Consider the following 16,352-nt stretch of genomic DNA (forward strand, 5'->3'; position numbering starts at 1 on the left):
CCACTAAGGGTCTGACTGCAACGACCGGATGGAGATGGGCTGATGCGGAACCTCGGTGTCGCGCGACGGTTGACGTTGCTCGTCGCGGTCGCGGTGGTGACGCTGGGCGTCGTGGTGATCGTGGGGCTGCTGGCTCAGGACAAGGTGGCCGATCAGGGTCAGGAACTGGCGAAACTCGAGGGCGCCAAGGCGGCGCTCAACCATCTTGACACCCGCGAGAGCGAGCTCAAGGTCGACGCCTACCGGTCGGCGCTCGGCCACGACGTCGTCGACGACGTCGTCGAGGACGTCGAGTCGGTCGTGGAGGCGGTGGCCGACGTCGACGCGGCCGGGATGCCGGCGGACATCGCCGCGAAGTTCGAGCCCATCCGCGCCGACGTCAAGGATTTCAGCGCGTTCATCGACGCCTTCGTGCGGGCCGGCGTGGCCGACCCGGCCAGCGTCACCGGCCGGCTCGACGAGGTCCAGGAGCGGAACAACGTCGTCGACGATCAGCTCGACGCCCTGCACGAGGACCTGGACGCGGCGATCGTGGCGGAACGCGCCGACATGGACTCGACGGTGGCGTCCGGGCAGTGGACCGCGATCGTGGTGGGCGTCCTCGGTCTGGCGCTGCTGATCGGGTTCGCGATTCCGCTGGTGCGCTCGATCCTGCGCCCGGTGCGCGAGGTGGGCCGGGTGGTCGACGCCCTCGCCAGCGGCGACCTCACCCAGCGCGCGGCCGTCAACTCCCGGGACGAGATCGGCCGAATGGCCGCCGGCCTGGACCGGGCGATGGAGAACATCAGCGCGTCGATGCACAGCATCACCGCCCACGCCGAGCAGCTCGCCGGCGCGGCGACCGAGCTGTCGGCCGTCTCCTCGGAGATCGCCTACACGGCCGACACGTCGAGCGCGCAGACGTCGCAGGCCTCCACCGAGGCGGCCGAGATCTCCCGCAACGTCGCGACGGTGGCGACCGGCGCCGACGAGATGAGCGTGTCGATCCGCGAGATCTCCACGAACACCAGCCAGGCCGCGGGCGTCGCGTCGTCGGCGGTGCACGAGGCGAGCCAGGCCACCCAGACCGTCGAGAAGCTCGGCCAGTCGTCGGCCGAGATCGGCAACGTCATCAAGCTGATCACGTCGATCGCCGAGCAGACCAACCTGCTCGCCCTGAACGCCACCATCGAGGCGGCCCGCGCGGGCGATGCCGGCAAGGGCTTCGCGGTCGTCGCGTCGGAGGTCAAGGACCTGGCCCAGGAGACCGCCCGGGCCACCGACGACATCGCCGCCCGCGTCGCCGCCATCCAGGACGACACCGAGAGCGCCGTCGGTGCGATCCGCCGGATCAGCGACGTCATCTCCGACATCAACACCTACCAGGCGACGATCGCCGCGGCCGTCGAGGAGCAGACCGCGACCACCGCGGAGATGGGCCGCAGCATCGCCGAGGTGACCGGCGGCAGTTCCCGCATCGCCGGCCACATCGCCGACGTCGCCGAGGCGAGCGCCGCGTCGGTGCAGAGCGTCAGCCAGGCCAAGGACGCGAGCGCCGACGTCGCCCGTACGGCCGAGGAGCTCCGCGGCCTGGTCAAGCAGTTCCACCTGGGCTGACCCCACCCTCCACAGTGGAGGACGCACACCGTTAACCCGCGCGTTTCCGGCCGGAAAAACCGTTCGCAGGATCGGGTCGTACCATCGGCGCCGACGACGCGGAGGGGGTGACGCGGATTGCGGCGTGACGTCGTGGCCGGGTTCGACGCGGACGGGTCCCGGCCCGGGCTGCCCGCGCTCGACCCGGCCGATTTCAGCCGGTTCAAACACGGCGCGGCCGACGCCACCTGGCGCCTCGGCCGGCACCTCGCCGACCACCTGCCAGCGGCCGTGAAGAGCGCGGAGCGCCTCGTGCTCACGGCGTCCTGCTACAAGTTCGTGCCGTTGGCGTCGGTGTCGCTGGCCCGGGTGGTGGCGCACCGCCTCAACCGGTGGCGCGCCGACGCGAAGCTGAGACCGGTCACCCGGACGCAGTTCTACCGCGAGCAGCTCATCGAGGGCGACTACTCCACGATGACGCTGGCCGAGCGCGAGGCGTTCATCGCGACGGACGTCATCCGGGTCGACCCGGAACCGCTCGCGGGCGCGGCGGTGCTCGTCGTCGACGACCTGCGGGTCACCGGGTTCCACGAGGGGCGGCTGGCGGGCGTCCTCGCGGAGCACGGCGTGCCGGCGGCGACGTTCGCGTACCTCGCGGTGATCGACGGCACCGGCGACCCGACCGTCGAACGCCGGATGAACACGGCGGCGATCGGAAGCCTCGACGCGCTGGCGGACCTGGCCCGCGGCACCGGTTTCATCCTCAACTCCCGCGTCTGCAAGCTGATCCTCGGCGCCCCCGAAAAGGATTTCGCGCGCTTCGTCGCGACGCTGCCGGCCGGTCTCAGACAAGAACTGGTGACCGCGTGGGAGTGCAACGGCTACGCCGTGATGAGCCGCTACCGCGCCGCGTACGAGGCGCTGATCGCGTCATGAAGGTGCTCGCGGCGTACGAGGTCGCCGAGGCCGGGTCTGCCCTGGACGCGGTCCGCTACAGCCGGTACAAGCACGGCTCGGCGGCGGCGGTCGCCGCCTTCGCCGAAACCCTCGCGGGCCTGGCGGTCGCGACGCTGCCGGGCCTTCTCGACGGTCCGGTGACGATCACAGCGCCGGCGAGCAGGTCCGTTCCCATCGGCGCCGACCTGCTCGCCGACGGCGTGCTGCGAGCGGTCAACCACGAGCGGGCGCAACGGGGCACCGGGCCGGCCGTGCGGGCCAAGCTGCACCGGTTCGCCGTTCCGGCCGGCGACTACGGCGGCCTGAGCGGGGTCGACCGCCGGGCGCTGCTCGCCGCGGAACGGATCAGCGGGATCCCCGAGCTGTTCGCCGGGCGCGACGTGGTGATCGTCGACGATCTGTGGGTGACGGGCGCGTCGGCCGAGGTGACCGTCGACGCGGTCGCGAGGTATGCGCCGCGCTCGGTCACGTACCTCGTCATCGCGACGGTGGAACCGGGTTACGCCGCCCGGCGTCCCGAGGTCGAGGCCGAGCTCAACCACGCGGCCGTCGACAGTCTGAAGGCGCTCGGCGACCTGGGGCCGATGACCGTCAACCAGCGGGTGTGCAAGTTCGTGCTGCGGCAGGAGCCCCGGGCGATCGGCGAGTGGCTGGAGCACGTACCGGCACACACGGCGTGGCAGCTCTACGCGGCCGTGCTCGCCGAGGGATTCCTGGCGGAGCCCGGCTTTGCCGACGCTGCGCGCGTCATCGTGAATGTCGCCGACGGCCGCGACCTCGACGCGGCCGCGGCCACGCATGGCTGGGGCCTTGGCGGATGAACGTCGTGAGCTTCGATGTCTGGGGGACGCTGTTGCGCGGCAACCCGGACTACAAGGTGCGCCGGGTCGCCTGTGTGGCCACCGCGCTGGGCACCGACCCGGAGGCGTCCGGCCGCGCCCTCGACGACGCCGACGACGCGCTCGACGGGGCGACGCTGCGCACCGGCACCCAGTACGGCGTCGCCGAGCGGTTGGCCCACGCGGCCGGCGCCCTCGGCGTCCCCGGGCCCGACGACGCGGCGTTCGCCGCGCTCGAAGCCCGCCTCGCCGCCGAGTTCCGCCGCCATCCGCCGACCCCGACGGAGCCCGACCTGCTCGCGACCCTGGCCCGGTTGCGGTCGGCCGGCCTGCGGCTCGCGGTGGTCAGCAACACGGGTTTCGTGCCGGGCCGCGAGGTGCACCGCGCGCTGGTGCGTCTCGGCCTGCGCGTCGATCACCAGATCTTCTCCGACGAGGTCGGCTTCGCGAAGCCGTCGCCGCGCGTGTTCGCCCGGCTCGCGACGGTGGCCGCGTGCCGGCCGGCCGGCATCGTGCACGTCGGCGACAACGAGTGGGCCGACGTCGCCGGCGCGGCCGGCGCGGGCCTGGGCGCGCTCTGGTACCGGCCCGGCCACCCGACCGACGAGGGGATCCTCGGCCGCCTGGCCGACCTCCCCGATCATCCGATGGTCACCGGCCGTCACCGGGTGTCCTGATTGGCTGCGGGGCGATCCACTGGCATGCTGGGGTCCGGGGGTGAGCCCGAAGTGCCGGTGGATCGATCACCAAGGCCGCCGTCCGGCGACGGCCCGACCGCCGCTCGGGTCCAGGTGGGTGCGCACCTCCGCAAGCTGCGGGAGGAGCGGGGACTCACCCGGGCGCAGGCGGCGGCGCCGATCCGCGCCTCCGAATCCAAGATCAGTCGCATCGAGCTGGGCCGCGTCGGCTTCAAGGAACGCGACCTGCTCGACCTGCTCACGCTGTACGGGGTCACCGACCAGGCCGAGCGGGCGGCGCTGGCCGGCCGCGTGCGCGAGTCGAGGGCGCCGGCCTGGTGGCACCCGTACGCCGACGTGGCGCCCCCGTGGTTCCACCGCTACCTGGGCCTCGAACCGACCGCGGCGCTGATCCGCACGTTCGAGGTGCAGTTCGTGCCGGGGCTGCTGCAGACCGAGGACTACGCCCGGGCGGTGGTGCGGCTCGGTCACCCCGACGCGAAACCCGCCGAGGTGGAGAAGCGCGTGCGGCTGCGGCTGGAACGCCAGCAGGTGCTCAACCGGCCCGACCCGCCGCGGCTGTGGGCGGTGGTCGACGAGGCGGCGCTGCGGCGCGCCGTGGGCGGGCCCGCGGTGATGCGCGACCAGTTGGAGGCGCTGATCGCGGCGGTGACCAAGATGCGCAACGTGCGGCTGCAGGTGCTCCAGCTGGCGAGCGGCGGCCACGCCGCGAACGGCGGCTCGTTCACGATCCTGCGCTTCCCCCACCACGACATGCCCGACGTGGTCTACAGCGAACAGTTGACGAGCGCGCTGTACCTGGAACGCCCCGACGACGTCGACAGCTACTTCGACGCGGTGAGCCAGCTCTTCATCGACGCCGCCCCGCTGACGGAGACCGTCCCCATCCTCGACCGGCTCATCGAGGAACTCCCGGGATAGCGTCGGGTTCCGGCGTTGACATGGAACGGTATTTCACATTACGTGGGTGCCGTGAAGCTCATGACCGTGTACGCGCACCCCGCCGACACCATCACCAACTGCGGCGGCACGCTCGCTCGGCACGCGGACGCCGGTGACGAGATCGTCGCGCTGATTCTCACCCACGGCGGGCGCATCCACGCGAACCGCTACGCCGAGGAGTGGCGCAAGGACCGGCCCGACGAGGCGATCGCCCGCGCCGGCCTCGACGACATCGTCGCGTTCAAGAAGGCGGAGTTGCAACGCGCCGCCGACATCGTCGGCATCGGCAAGGTGATCACGCTGGACCACGACGACAGCAGCGCCACGCTCCAGGACGCGCTGGTCGACCAGGTGGCCGAGCAGATCGCGAACGAGCGCCCCGACGTGATCATCTGCGACTACCCGCAGAACCCGGTGATGGCGGCGAACACGCACACGGTCGCCACCACCACGGCGCTGGCCGCGATCGGTCGCGCCGGCACGTTCCTGCGCAACCTCGACGGTCAGGCCGAGTTCCACGTCAAGCAGGTCTTCCTGACGTCGCTGCCGGTCTACCCGACCGACGGGCTGAGCCTGTTCGGCGTGCGCAACGACGTCTTCGTCGACATCACGCCGGTGGTCGGGCGCAAGATCGCGGCGATGGACTGCTTCGACAGCCAGGGCTATTCGGGCCTGTTCGCCCGCAAGCTGATCGAGTCGGCCAACGGCGAGGCCGGCCGCGCGGCGGGCGTGAACTTCGCCGAGGGCTACTACCGGCTGCACAACGAGACCCACGCCACCCTGCCGGTGACGGCGGCCGCGATGGAGGTGGACCCGCTCACCCGTCACGTGTCCTACAGCCGGATCGACCTCCGCCGGGAGTATCCCGTTCAGGGGTAGGCCGGTGCGTTCGCGCCCCGAATTCTGAAGGATCGAGGACGGCGAGAGCGCGCCACGCCTCGCCCCGCACCCGCGCCGCGGGGTGGTCGAGGAACGGCACGACGCGCGCGGCGTCGCCGGCACCGCCCATGTCGGCGAGGCCGGCGAGCGCACCGGTCACGTCGTTCCGGCTCGCGGCGGGGTCGGCCAGGGTCGCCCGGTAGACGTCGGCGGACCCGGTCTCGCCGAGCGCGCGCAGGCTCACCCGGGCGAGGTACCGCACCCGCGCGTCGGGGTCGAGGCGGGCCCGGCGCAGGTACGGTCCGCTGTCGGGGAGCCGGGCCCGGGCGCGCAGCGCCTGCCACCGCACGCGCGGGTTGGTGTCGGCTTCGAGCAGCGGCAGCAACTCGCGCTGGTGGGCGGGATCGGTACCGGCCGCCGTCACGACGCCGGTGGCCCAGTGCCGCAGCGCGGGATCCCGGCCCCGCCGCGACTCCCGCAGTGCCTCCCGCAGCGCCGGCACCGGCTCGACGGTGGCGAGCAGACGCAGGCACCCGGCGCGCACCGCCGGGTCGTCGCCCCGGGCACCGGCCCACAGCGCCGCGCGTCCCGCGTCCCCCTGAAGCAGCGACCCGTGGACGGACCGCACGACCGGCCCGGCGCGCACCCGCGTCCCCAACCCGAGGAGCACCGGGACGAGCCGCACCAGCACGGCCGGATCGCCTGTGCCGGCGGCGATCCGGTCGCCGACCGCGCCGATGGCGAGATCCCGCACCGCCGCGACCGGATCGTTGAGGCGCAGCAGCAGGAACGTCAGCGCGTACCGCTCGGTGCACCCGGCGAGGTGCCGCACGCCGGCCTCGCGCAGGTGACCGTTCCGGTCCAGCGTCAGCACCGCGGCGACGGCCGCGTCCCGGGATCCGTCGGTGCCGAGCAGACCGACCAGGGTCCGGTGCCGGCGCCGGTAGACGGTCTCCAGCCACACGATCGCCCGCGGATCGGCATTGTCGAGCAGCGCGTGCAGCCGCTCGGGGGTGCGGCGCGGCTCCTCGGTCCAGCGCAGCAGCGCGTCCTCGACGCCGGCCACCAACCGGTCGGCGTTCCACCGCTCGGCCCAGCCGGTCACGTGCGGACGGGGGCGACGGGCGCGCTCAGGCCGGCCGTGAAGAGGAGGCGGTCGATCTCGTTCAGGGCCAGCCGCAGGGCGCCCAGGCCCACGCCGTCGGCGCCGAGCGTCGAGGCGCGCACCTCGGGCACGCGCAGCACCAGCTTCTCCAGTTCCTGGCGCAGCGGGTCGATGACCAGGTCGGCCGAGCGGGAGAAGCCGCCGCCGTACACCACGATCTGCGGGTCGAGGGTGAGCACCAGGGCGGCGGTGCCGATCGCCAGGTCCTTGACGTACCGGCGGACGGCCGTGCGGGCGTCGCGGTTGCCGTCGCGGGCGGCGTTGAAGACCCAGGCGGCGGCCTCGTCGGGGCCGACGGTCTCGGGGACGCCGGGGCAGCGCTGCAGGTGCGACGGCGCCTCGAGCCAGCGGACCGCCTTCAATGCCCCGATCTCGCCGGCGGCGCCGCCGTACCCGCGCCGTAGCACCCCGTCGATGATCAGCCCGGCACCGTTGCGCATGCCGCCCTGGAGGAACACGATGTCGTCGGCGTCGCGCGCGGCGCCCCGCCAGCGCTCGGCGAGCGCGCCGAGCTTGCAGTCGTTCTCGACGATGACCGGGCACGTGAACCGGTCGCTGAGATGCTTGGCGAGGTCGACGTCGGTCCAGCCGGGCAGCGGGGTGAACAGCGACGTCTTGCCGGTGGCGTCGACCGGACCGGTGACGCCGACGGTCAGCGCCCAGACGTCCGATGTGGACTTTCCGGTCTCGCGCAGGCACGCGGCGAGCACCCGGTCGAGGGCGGCGAGGCGTTTCTTCGGGTCGGCCTCCGCGGCGACGGCGGTGCGGGCGGTGTGCACGACGTTGCCGTCGAGGTCGGCCAGCAGCGCCAGGACCTTGTGGCCGCCGACGTCGACGCCGAGCACGTAGCCGGCCGTGGCGCGGAACCGGTACCGGCGCGCGGGCCGCCCCACGGTGCTGCTGGCGCCCGGTTCGACGATCGTGGCCCAGCCGCCGGTGACGAGTTCCTGCGCGATGACGTCGACCGCCGGGCGGGACAGCCCGGTGACCTTGGCCAGTTCGGTGACGGTGGCCGGCGGTTGCTCGCGCAGCGCCCGCACGATCGTGAGCGAGTTCAGCTCGCGCAGCCGCGACAGGTCGGCTCCGGTGTTGACCGGGTCGGTCACGGCATCCCCCTGGGGTGGTGGTCTCTCCAATATCACTACAGAGTTTAGGAAGTGGATGGGAAGACGCCAACACCGGCACGGGCCTCATGCGGACCCGTGCCGGTGTCACGCGGTCACACGAACGAGATGCTGTCGATGACCACGGTGCCGCTGCCGCCGTACCAGAAGCCCATCGCGAGCTGGCCGGGGCTGGTGCGGCTGATGCCGTTGGCCACCATCGGGATCCGGATGTCCTGGAACTCGGCGGTCAGCGCCGGATGCCCGCCGCCGTCGAGCGTGTAGTCGGCGAACACCTTCGTCACGCCGCCGAGGCTCAGGTTGAAGTGGGTCGGGTCGCCGCCCCTGATCCTGATCACCAGGTAGGTGCGGCCGGACACGTCGGTGCCGACGTCACTGCCGAACCAGCCGCAGTTGGCGTACCGCAGCGTCAGCGCCCCGCCGGACACCACGCCGCTGCCGCCGCCGTCGCCGAAGCAGTTCCCGCCGGTCCACCGGCCGAGGTCGTTCTTCGCCGCCGACGGGTACGCCGGTGTGCCGTCGAAGTCGTCGAGCACCAGGCCGGGCGCGGCGGTTGCCGCGGTCACCGCCGCCGACGCGGCCGAGACGTTGCCCGCGGCGTCCCGCGCGCGCACCGTGTACGTGTACGACCCGGCCGCGAGACCCGTGTCGGTGTACGACGTCACCGTGGGCGAACCCACCAGCGTGCCGTTCCGGAACACCTGGTACCCGGTGACGCCCACGTTGTCGGTGGCCGCGGTCCAGGAGAGCGCGATCGACGTCGGTGTCGTCGCGGTGGCCGCGAGCCCGGTCGGTGCCGACGGCGGCGCGCAGTCGGTGCAGCCGACCCCGGCGGTCACCGCGTTGCTGGGCGGCGACTCGTTGCCGGCCGCGTCGCGCGCGGTCACCGTCCACGTGTGCGATCCGATCGGGACGCCGCTGTCCACATAGGACGTTCCGGTCACCGTCGCCACCGCGACACCGTCCCGGAAAACCCGGTACCCGGTGACGCCGACCGCGTCGGTCGCGCCGCTCCACGACAACGACACCGACGTTCCGGTGACGGCCGGCGCCGCCAGCGTCGGTGCGGTGGGCGGCACGCAGTCGCCGCCGCACGCGCCCACGGTGACGGCGTTGGCGAGCACGTTGTATCCCGTGCCGGCGTCCCACGTCCCGGTGTTGGCGAACCGCACCGAGTACGCCGGGTTGCCGCGCAGCCCGCTCGCCTGGTCGGGCAGCCACAGCGCCAGCCTGTAGGTGCCGGCGGCCATCGCGGGCAGCACCACCGTCTGCGCCGGAACCGTTGTGGCGCCGGACTTCCACGTGCGCGGGTCGAGACCGGTCAACGGGACGTTGTAGCGCTGCGTCCCGTTGTCGAAGACCAGGAACACGGGACGCGGCTTGATGATCCCCGCGTAGCCGTCGTTGGCCAGGTGCGCGGAGAACGTGAACGCGCTCCCGGCCATGGCCGACGTCGCGAACGTGGCGTCGACCATCCGCAGCCGGTAGCCGAGCTTGCGCTCGAACCGGTGGAACGCCGTCTCCGCCGGGTCGGCACCGGACGCGGCCAGCTGCGCGGCCTTCCACAGATCCGTGTTGACGGCCGCGTAGTCCTCGTTGATCTCCGTCCAGTGCTGGTGCGACAGCTCGTACTGCGCGTTGACGCCGGCCGCGTCGTTGCCGCCGGACGAGTTGCACGTCTCGCCGCCGACGAGCTTGTTGCCGCCGGTCGAGGTCGCCAGGTCGTACACCCACTGCTTCTTCGTGGGCACGTCGAACCAGCCGAGCCAGGAGTTCTGGTCGTACGTGCCCATGTCGGCGGAGTCGGCGAGGAAGCAGTCGTTGTGGAACCCGAGCCGGTCGAAGTCCTGCGTCGTCATGAGGCAGTTGTCGGGCAGTGGGCAGCCGGGCGGGGGAGTGGTGCGTTGGGCGAACTCGTAGAGGAAGATGGGGTACCGGATCGCGATCGGTATCGACGACGGCGTGCCGCTCAACAGTTTCTTGACGAGCCGGTACCGCACCGGCGCCTGGCTCTCCTCCGACGCCGCGGTGTACGGGCTGGAGTGCCACTCGCCCCAGGCGCCGAAGAAGCCGGCCTCCAGGTGCATGATGACGTCGGCGTTGGCGGCGAACACCGGTGCCAGCTGGTCGATGTGCCGTTCCATCTGGCTGGGCGTCACCGCGGAGTAGCCGTCCCACACGTACGCGGTCCGCAGCACGATCTTCATGCCCTGCGCCCGGATCGCGGCGAGCCCGCTGCCGAGATTGGTCAGCAGCGCGGGTGGGAGGTCGGCGGTCTGGTACTTGTCGAGGTGCAGGTAGCTGTGGATGAGCGTGTTGCCGCTCGCCCGGGCCCGGGCGAACGTGCGGTCGAGCATGTCGGGGTTGAAACCGGGGATCGTGTTGCTGGCGTAGTCGTTGACGGCCGGGTCGTCGACGATCTCGTAGCGGTTGTGGAAGCCACGTTCGGGGTTGGGGAAGACCGTGGCGTGGTCGGCGGTGTAGGCGACGGTCGCGGCTGCGGCCGGCGTGGGGACCGCGAGAGCGGACACGGCCCCCAGCACGAGCACGAGTAGCCGGCGCATCAGTTCGCGAACCCGATGCTGTCGACGGTGATCGTGCTGTTCCCGCCGAACCAGAAGCCCATCGCGAGCTGGGCCGGGCTGGCGCGGTTGATGCCGTTGGCGGCCATCGGGATCCGGATGTCCTGGAACGACGTCGTGATCGCCGGGTGCCCGCCACCGTCCACTGTGTACTCGCCGAACTTCTTCGTGGTGCCGCCGAGGCTGAGGTTGAAATGGTTCTGCTCGCCGCCGGCCGCGCCCCGGACGCGCACCACCAGGTACGTGTACGCGGAGACGTCGGTCGGCACGTCGCTGCCGAACCAGCCGCAGTTGTCGTACTGCAACGCCAGCGCCCCGCCGGACACCACGCCGCTGCCGCCGCCGTTGAGGAAGCAGTTGCCGCCGGTCCACCGGCCGAGGTCGTTCTGGGCGGCCGACGGGTACGGCGGCGTCCCGTCGAAGTCGTCGAGCACGAGGCCGGGTGGTGTGGTGGTACCGGTGCTACCGGTCACCGCCGACGAGGCGGCCGAGACGTTGCCGGCGGCATCCCGCGCCCGCACCGTGTAGGAGTAGGACCCGGAGATTCCGGTGTCGGTGAACGTCGTTCCGGCCGGGGAGGCCACCTGCACCCCGTTCCGGAACACCTGGTATCCCGTCACGCCCACGTTGTCGGTCGACGCGTTCCAGGACAGTCCGATCGACGTCGGCGTCGTACCGGTCACCGCGAGCCCGGTGGGCGTCGACGGCGCCGCGGTGTCGCCGCCACCGCCGCCACCGACGCCGATCGCGCCGAGCCCCAGCCACCCGTCGGCGTTCTGGGTGGCGTTGCCGAACCGCAGCTTCTTCGCGTTGGCGCTGACCGCCTCCAGCGGGTTCTTCACCCGCATCACGAGCTGGTAGGAGCCGTTGGCGACACCGCCGAGGCTCACCTGCGACTGGAAGTACTGCGGGTAGCCGAAGTCGCGGTACGTCGGGTCGGCTCCGACGCTCCAGTCGGGGAACGCCCGGATCTTCAACGGCATCACGGTGCGCAGGTCCCAGGGCGTGTCCCAGGTCTTCACGACGGTGCCGGCGGAGTCCTTGAGCCCGAGCGACATCGTCCACGGGTAGTAGAACGGCGCGACGCCGTTGTTGACGAGCGTGACGCCCACGGTCGCGTTGCCGGTGACCGAGTTCTGGAAGTACGCGTTCGTGGCGGTGAGGTCGTAGCCCATGAGCCGCACGGCGGCGGCCACGTTGGGGTCGTTCGCGGCATAGCTCTGGCTGCCCTGGTTGATCTTCCACGTGGTGTGTTCGAGCTCGATGCAGGCCTTCATGTTGTCGACCTGTCCGGAACCGCCGGGCCACGCGGCGAACGCGGAGCTCTGGATCTCGGGCCGCACCTCGCCACCCATCGACGCGGTGATCCACTTGTTCTCCACGCCCATGTTCAGGGCGCGCTGGAGTTGTGCGTAGCTTGCGCCGCCGAGCGACTGCGGCAGTGTGACGCCGGCGAGCGGGAAGCCCTCCTTGTAGCAGAACGAGTCGTCGTGGTACCCGATGTCGCGGGCGTTCGCGGCGCCGCCGGCCGAGTCGGGGTACCGGATCTCCAGCTTGGTCCGGTTGAACGCGGCGTCGAACGCCTGCACGATCCGGGCGCCGTTGGCGTCGGTCGGCATCAGGTTCGGGTAGCCGTCGGCCGTGTCGGTGTCGAACGGCCACGTGTGCCACTCGCCCCACAGCCCGACGATGCCCAGGTTGATGAAGCCGATGCGCGGGTCACCGTCGTAGCGGGCGCCGAACGCGGCGACGAAGTTCGAGACGGCGGTCAGCAGGTACGGGCTGTCGTAGTCCGGGGAGACGGTGCCCCAGAAGGTGTTGTTGCGGTAGGCGACGTGCCCGTCGAAGCAGTGCGGGATCGCGTTGCCCGGATGGCTGCCGGTGCCGCCCGGGTACTCCATGTAGAAGCGGATCGCGGCCTGGTTGCCGTACGAGGCGATCTCGGTGAGCGCATTGTCCACAATGGACCAGTCGTACGTCGCGCAGTTCGTGGCGCTCGTCATCACCTCGGACAGGCCGAAGTAGCTCCACGCCAGCGAGCGGGGGTAGCCCTGGTTCTGGTTGTCGCCGGGGAAGTAGAACCGGGCGAAGCCCTTGAGCGGGTTGTCGAGCGGGCTCGGCGCGGCGGTGAGCGGGTGGTTCGTCAGGCCCGGGCTCGGGCTCGCTGGCGGTGCCGGCCGTGCGGGCGGGCCGGCGGGTGCGGCCGCGACGCTTGTTGGCGGTATCAGCGCGACGGCCGTGCAGAGGGCAAGGGCGAGCGTGAAACCACGCCGCCACAGGACGGTTCGCATGGTGTGGGCCTCCGGGACGGGGGGTCGGAGCTCCGGAATCGGGATTTGATACGCGGAGGTGTTGACAAAGTTTCCCTAGGCTTCATCATTATTAGCGATCGACCACCCCCCGCCGCAAGACGTAGATGTCGACCAACTTCGATCAAAGGAACGAGGTCGGAGCGTGACCACCCCAGTGACCGCCCGCCCCCGGGACGACCGGCGGGTCGCCTGGCTGTTCCTGCTGCCCGTGCTCGTCGGGTTCGCGGTGTTCTACCTGTACCCGACGGTGCGCGGCGTCTGGTACTCGGTCACCGACTACAGCCTGCTCAACACGCCGACCTACGTGGGCGCCGACAACTACACCGAACTCGCGGGCGACGCGCAGTTCTGGAACGCGTTGAAGGTCACCGGGTACTACGTCGTCATCAACATCGGGTCGCAGACGGTGCTGGCGCTCGGCCTCGCCGCGCTGATGCACCGGCTCACGAGATCGGTCGTCATCCGGGCGACGCTGCTGCTGCCGTGGCTGGTTCCGAACGTCACCGTCGCGCTGCTGTGGATGTGGCTGCTCGACGCGAACCTCGGCTTCGTCAACCACCTGCTCGACCTGGTCGGCGCGGAGAAGCAGGGCTTCCTCATGTCGCCGACGCTGGCGATGCCGTCGGTGGCGCTCATCAACACGTGGGCGTACACCGGCTACACCGCGCTGCTGCTCTACGCCGGCATGCTGCAGATCCCGCAGCACCTCTACGAGAGCGCCGCCCTCGACGGTGCCGGCGAACTGCGCATGTTCCGGCTCATCACGCTGCCGCTGCTGCGCCCGATCATCGCGCTGGTGCTGGTGGTGTCGCTGATCGGCTCGTTCCAGATCTTCGACACGGTGGCCGTCACCACGAAGGGCGGGCCGGTCGGCGTCACCCGGGTCATCTACTTCTACATCTACGAGCAGGCGTTCCGGTACTTCCACATGGGCTACGCCGCGGCGGCGGCGATGGTGCTCGTCGTGGTCCTCGGCCTGCTGACGTTCGTACAGATGCGGTTGCTCCGCGCGTCCCGTTCAGATCTTTCCTGAAGAGAGCCGACAATGACCCGTCGCCCGAGGCCGGGCCGGTTGCTGGCCTGGACCGCGCTCACCGCCTTTCTCGTGCTCACGATCGTGCCGTTCTACTGGATGATCCGCACGGCCATCACGCCCGCCGCGGACCTCTACACCGACAGCACCGGCCTCCTCCCCGAGCACCCCACGATGATCAACTTCTGGCGCGTGCTCGGCCTCGTCGACGCCGAGACGGCGCGCGAGGCGGGCGGATCCGGCGCTCAGATCAACTTCCTGCGCTACACCGGGAACTCCATCGTCTACTGTGGACTGATCGCGAGCGTGCAGACATTCTGCTGCGCGCTCGCCGGTTACGCGTTCGCGCGGCTGCGGTTCCCCGGCCGCGATCTCGTGTTCGGCGCGATCGTCGCGGCGCTGATGGTCCCGCCGATCTTCACGCTGCTGCCCAACTTCACGCTCGTGAAGAACCTCGGCATCATCGACACGTTCGCGGGCATCGTCGCGCCGACGCTGCTGATGACGCCGTTCGCCGTGTTCTTCCTCCGCCAGTTCTTCCTCTCCATCCCGCGGGAGGTCGAGGAGGCCGCGGTCATCGACGGCGCCAACCGCTGGGGCGTCTTCTGGCGCATCGTGCTGCCGATGAGCCGCGGACCGCTCGTCACCATCGGGCTCACCACCACCGTGTGGGCGTGGAAGGACTACCTGTGGCCGCTGCTCGTCGGCCGCGGGGAACAGACCCGGGTGCTCACCGTCGCGCTCGGGGTGTTCCTCCAGCAGTCACCCAACACCGCCCCCGACTGGACCGGGCTCATGGCCGCCTCCACCCTGTCGGTCCTGCCCGTGCTCGTGCTGCTCGTCTTCCTCGGCAAGCGGCTCGTCCAGTCACTGAATTTCACCGGCATCAAATGAACTCCGTGGAGGGACCCATGAAGAGAAGGATGGCGGCCGCGTTCGTCGCCGCGGCCCTTGCCTTACCGATGCTCGTCGCCTGTTCCGACGACTCCGGCGACAGCGACGGCAAGGTGACCCTCGACTACTGGCTCTGGGACGACAAGCAGCTGCCCGCCTACCAGGCGTGCGCCGACGAGTTCACCAAAGCCAACCCGAACGTCACCGTGAAGATCTCGCAGACCGCGTGGCAGCAGTACTGGCAGAACCTCACCACCCAGCTCGCCAGCGGCGCCGCCCCCGACGTCTGGACCGACCACGCGAGCTACTACCCGCAGTTCGTCACCAGCAACCAGATCCTCGACATCCAGCCGTTCGTCGACAAGGACAAGGTCGACCTGAGCCGGTACCAGTCCGGCCTCGCCGACCTGTTCGTCAAGGACGGCAAGCGGTACGGCCTGCCGAAGGACTGGGACACGATGGCGGTGGTGTACAACACCGCGCACGTGAAGGACACCGCCGGGCTCGACGCGCTGACGTGGAACCCGGTCGACGGCGGCAGTTTCGAGCAGGCGATCCGGAAGGCGACCGTCGACGCGAACGGTCGCACCGGCCTGGACCCGGGCTTCGACAAGAACTCCGTGAAGGTGTACGGGTTCCTGCCGGAGTGGCAGGACGGCTCGCAGGGCCAGAACGGCTGGGGCCTGCTCGCCAACGCCAACGGGTTCACCTACCTCGACAAGAACCCGTGGGGCACGAAGTACAGGTACGACGACCCGAAGCTGGCCGAGACCATCGCCTGGTTCAAGCACCTCATCGACGCCGGCTACGCGCCCAAGTTCGACAAGCAGTCGACGCTCGGCCGCGACGCCGTCATGGACGCCGGACAGGCGGCGTTCACGATCGTCGGGTCCTGGACCATTACCAGCTACCTCGGCGGCACCGCCAAGCAGAAGTACGCGTTCGCGCCGCTGCCCACCGGTCCCCAGGGCCGGAAGACCGCCATCAACGGCCTCTCCGACGCGATCTACGCCGGCACCAAACACCCCGACCAGGCCTGGGCGTGGGTGAAGTTCCTCGGCTCCGCCGCGTGCCAGGACATCGTCGGCGACAAGGCGGTCGTCTTCCCGGCCATCCGGTCGGGCGCCGAGAAGGCGCTGGCGGCGCACAAGGCCGCCGGCCGCGACGTCCACGTGTTCACCGACGAGGCGGCCGCGCCGGGCGGCACGTTCTTCCTGCCGATCACCGACCACGGCAACGAGGTCAGCCAGATCGTGCAGGACGCCATCCAGTCCGTCGTCCTCGGGCAGGCCCCGGCGGCCGACGCGCTGAAGAAGGCGAACACCCAGGTCAACGCGCTCTTCAAATAGGGA

General features: G+C 70.9%; 13 protein-coding genes. 9 read left to right on the forward strand and 4 right to left on the reverse strand.

Annotated features, from left to right (window positions below; genetic code table 11):
- Positions 1-42 precede the first annotated feature (42 nt).
- The 6 genes from Vau01_RS50350 (at position 43) to Vau01_RS50375 (ending at position 5,890) form a co-directional block, all read left to right on the forward strand.
- Positions 43-1,596: a methyl-accepting chemotaxis protein gene (locus tag Vau01_RS50350; RefSeq protein WP_204008305.1), complete on the forward strand. Its 1,554-nt coding sequence runs from the start codon at positions 43-45 to the stop codon at positions 1,594-1,596.
- Positions 1,597-1,713: 117 nt separating this feature from the next.
- Positions 1,714-2,511 carry a phosphoribosyltransferase family protein gene (locus Vau01_RS50355; protein ID WP_204008307.1) on the forward strand — a complete coding sequence of 266 codons (798 nt, stop codon included), beginning with the start codon at positions 1,714-1,716 and terminating at the stop codon, positions 2,509-2,511.
- Entirely contained in the window at positions 2,508-3,353 is an 846-nt protein-coding gene (locus tag Vau01_RS50360) for a phosphoribosyltransferase family protein (RefSeq protein ID WP_204008309.1), read from the forward strand. Before Vau01_RS50355 ends, Vau01_RS50360 begins: the two co-directional genes overlap by 4 nt.
- A 5-nt stretch (positions 3,354-3,358) precedes the next feature.
- A complete protein-coding gene (locus tag Vau01_RS50365) occupies positions 3,359-4,048 on the forward strand; it encodes an HAD family hydrolase (protein ID WP_204008311.1) in 690 nt (229 codons plus the stop codon).
- A gap of 24 nt (positions 4,049-4,072) precedes the next feature.
- The gene (locus Vau01_RS50370; RefSeq protein WP_204008313.1) at positions 4,073-4,990 is read left to right on the forward strand and encodes a Sco1979 family transcriptional regulator; all 918 of its coding nucleotides are present in this window, start codon (positions 4,073-4,075) and stop codon (positions 4,988-4,990) included.
- 60 nt (positions 4,991-5,050) lie between these two features.
- Positions 5,051-5,890, forward strand: a complete 840-nt coding sequence (locus Vau01_RS50375; RefSeq protein ID WP_239152611.1) for a PIG-L deacetylase family protein — start codon at positions 5,051-5,053, stop codon at positions 5,888-5,890.
- On the opposite strand, the gene Vau01_RS50380 is transcribed toward Vau01_RS50375, so the two are convergent.
- The 4 genes from Vau01_RS50380 to Vau01_RS50395 all read right to left on the reverse strand — a co-directional run bounded on the left by Vau01_RS50380 (position 5,829) and on the right by Vau01_RS50395 (position 13,052).
- On the reverse strand, positions 5,829-6,995 hold the full coding sequence (locus Vau01_RS50380; protein ID WP_204008316.1) for a HEAT repeat domain-containing protein: 1,167 nt from the start codon (positions 6,993-6,995) through the stop codon (positions 5,829-5,831). The genes Vau01_RS50375 and Vau01_RS50380 overlap by 62 nt on opposite strands.
- Positions 6,992-8,161: an ROK family transcriptional regulator gene (locus tag Vau01_RS50385; RefSeq protein ID WP_204008317.1), complete on the reverse strand. Its 1,170-nt coding sequence runs from the start codon at positions 8,159-8,161 to the stop codon at positions 6,992-6,994. Before Vau01_RS50385 ends, Vau01_RS50380 begins: the two co-directional genes overlap by 4 nt.
- 113 nt (positions 8,162-8,274) lie before the next feature.
- Positions 8,275-10,743 carry a DUF4832 domain-containing protein gene (locus tag Vau01_RS50390; RefSeq protein WP_204008319.1) on the reverse strand — a complete coding sequence of 823 codons (2,469 nt, stop codon included), beginning with the start codon at positions 10,741-10,743 and terminating at the stop codon, positions 8,275-8,277.
- Complete coding sequence (locus Vau01_RS50395; protein WP_204008321.1) at positions 10,743-13,052, reverse strand: DUF4832 domain-containing protein; 2,310 nt, start codon at positions 13,050-13,052, stop codon at positions 10,743-10,745. The genes Vau01_RS50390 and Vau01_RS50395 overlap by 1 nt, the downstream gene beginning before the upstream one ends.
- A gap of 163 nt (positions 13,053-13,215) precedes the next feature.
- Here Vau01_RS50395 and Vau01_RS50400 point away from each other — a divergent pair, with 163 nt between their 5' ends.
- From Vau01_RS50400 to Vau01_RS50410, 3 genes are read left to right on the forward strand one after another with little or no spacing between them, the layout of a single operon-like run.
- On the forward strand, positions 13,216-14,106 hold the full coding sequence (locus Vau01_RS50400; protein WP_239152603.1) for a carbohydrate ABC transporter permease: 891 nt from the start codon (positions 13,216-13,218) through the stop codon (positions 14,104-14,106).
- 12 nt (positions 14,107-14,118) lie between these two features.
- Complete coding sequence (locus Vau01_RS50405) at positions 14,119-15,000, forward strand: carbohydrate ABC transporter permease (protein WP_204008322.1); 882 nt, start codon at positions 14,119-14,121, stop codon at positions 14,998-15,000.
- A 17-nt stretch (positions 15,001-15,017) separates the two neighbouring features.
- Entirely contained in the window at positions 15,018-16,349 is a 1,332-nt protein-coding gene (locus tag Vau01_RS50410; RefSeq protein ID WP_239152605.1) for an ABC transporter substrate-binding protein, read from the forward strand.
- Positions 16,350-16,352: the final 3 nt, after the last annotated feature.

The organism is Virgisporangium aurantiacum, from assembly GCF_016863635.1.
Classification (GTDB): domain Bacteria; phylum Actinomycetota; class Actinomycetes; order Mycobacteriales; family Micromonosporaceae; genus Virgisporangium; species Virgisporangium aurantiacum.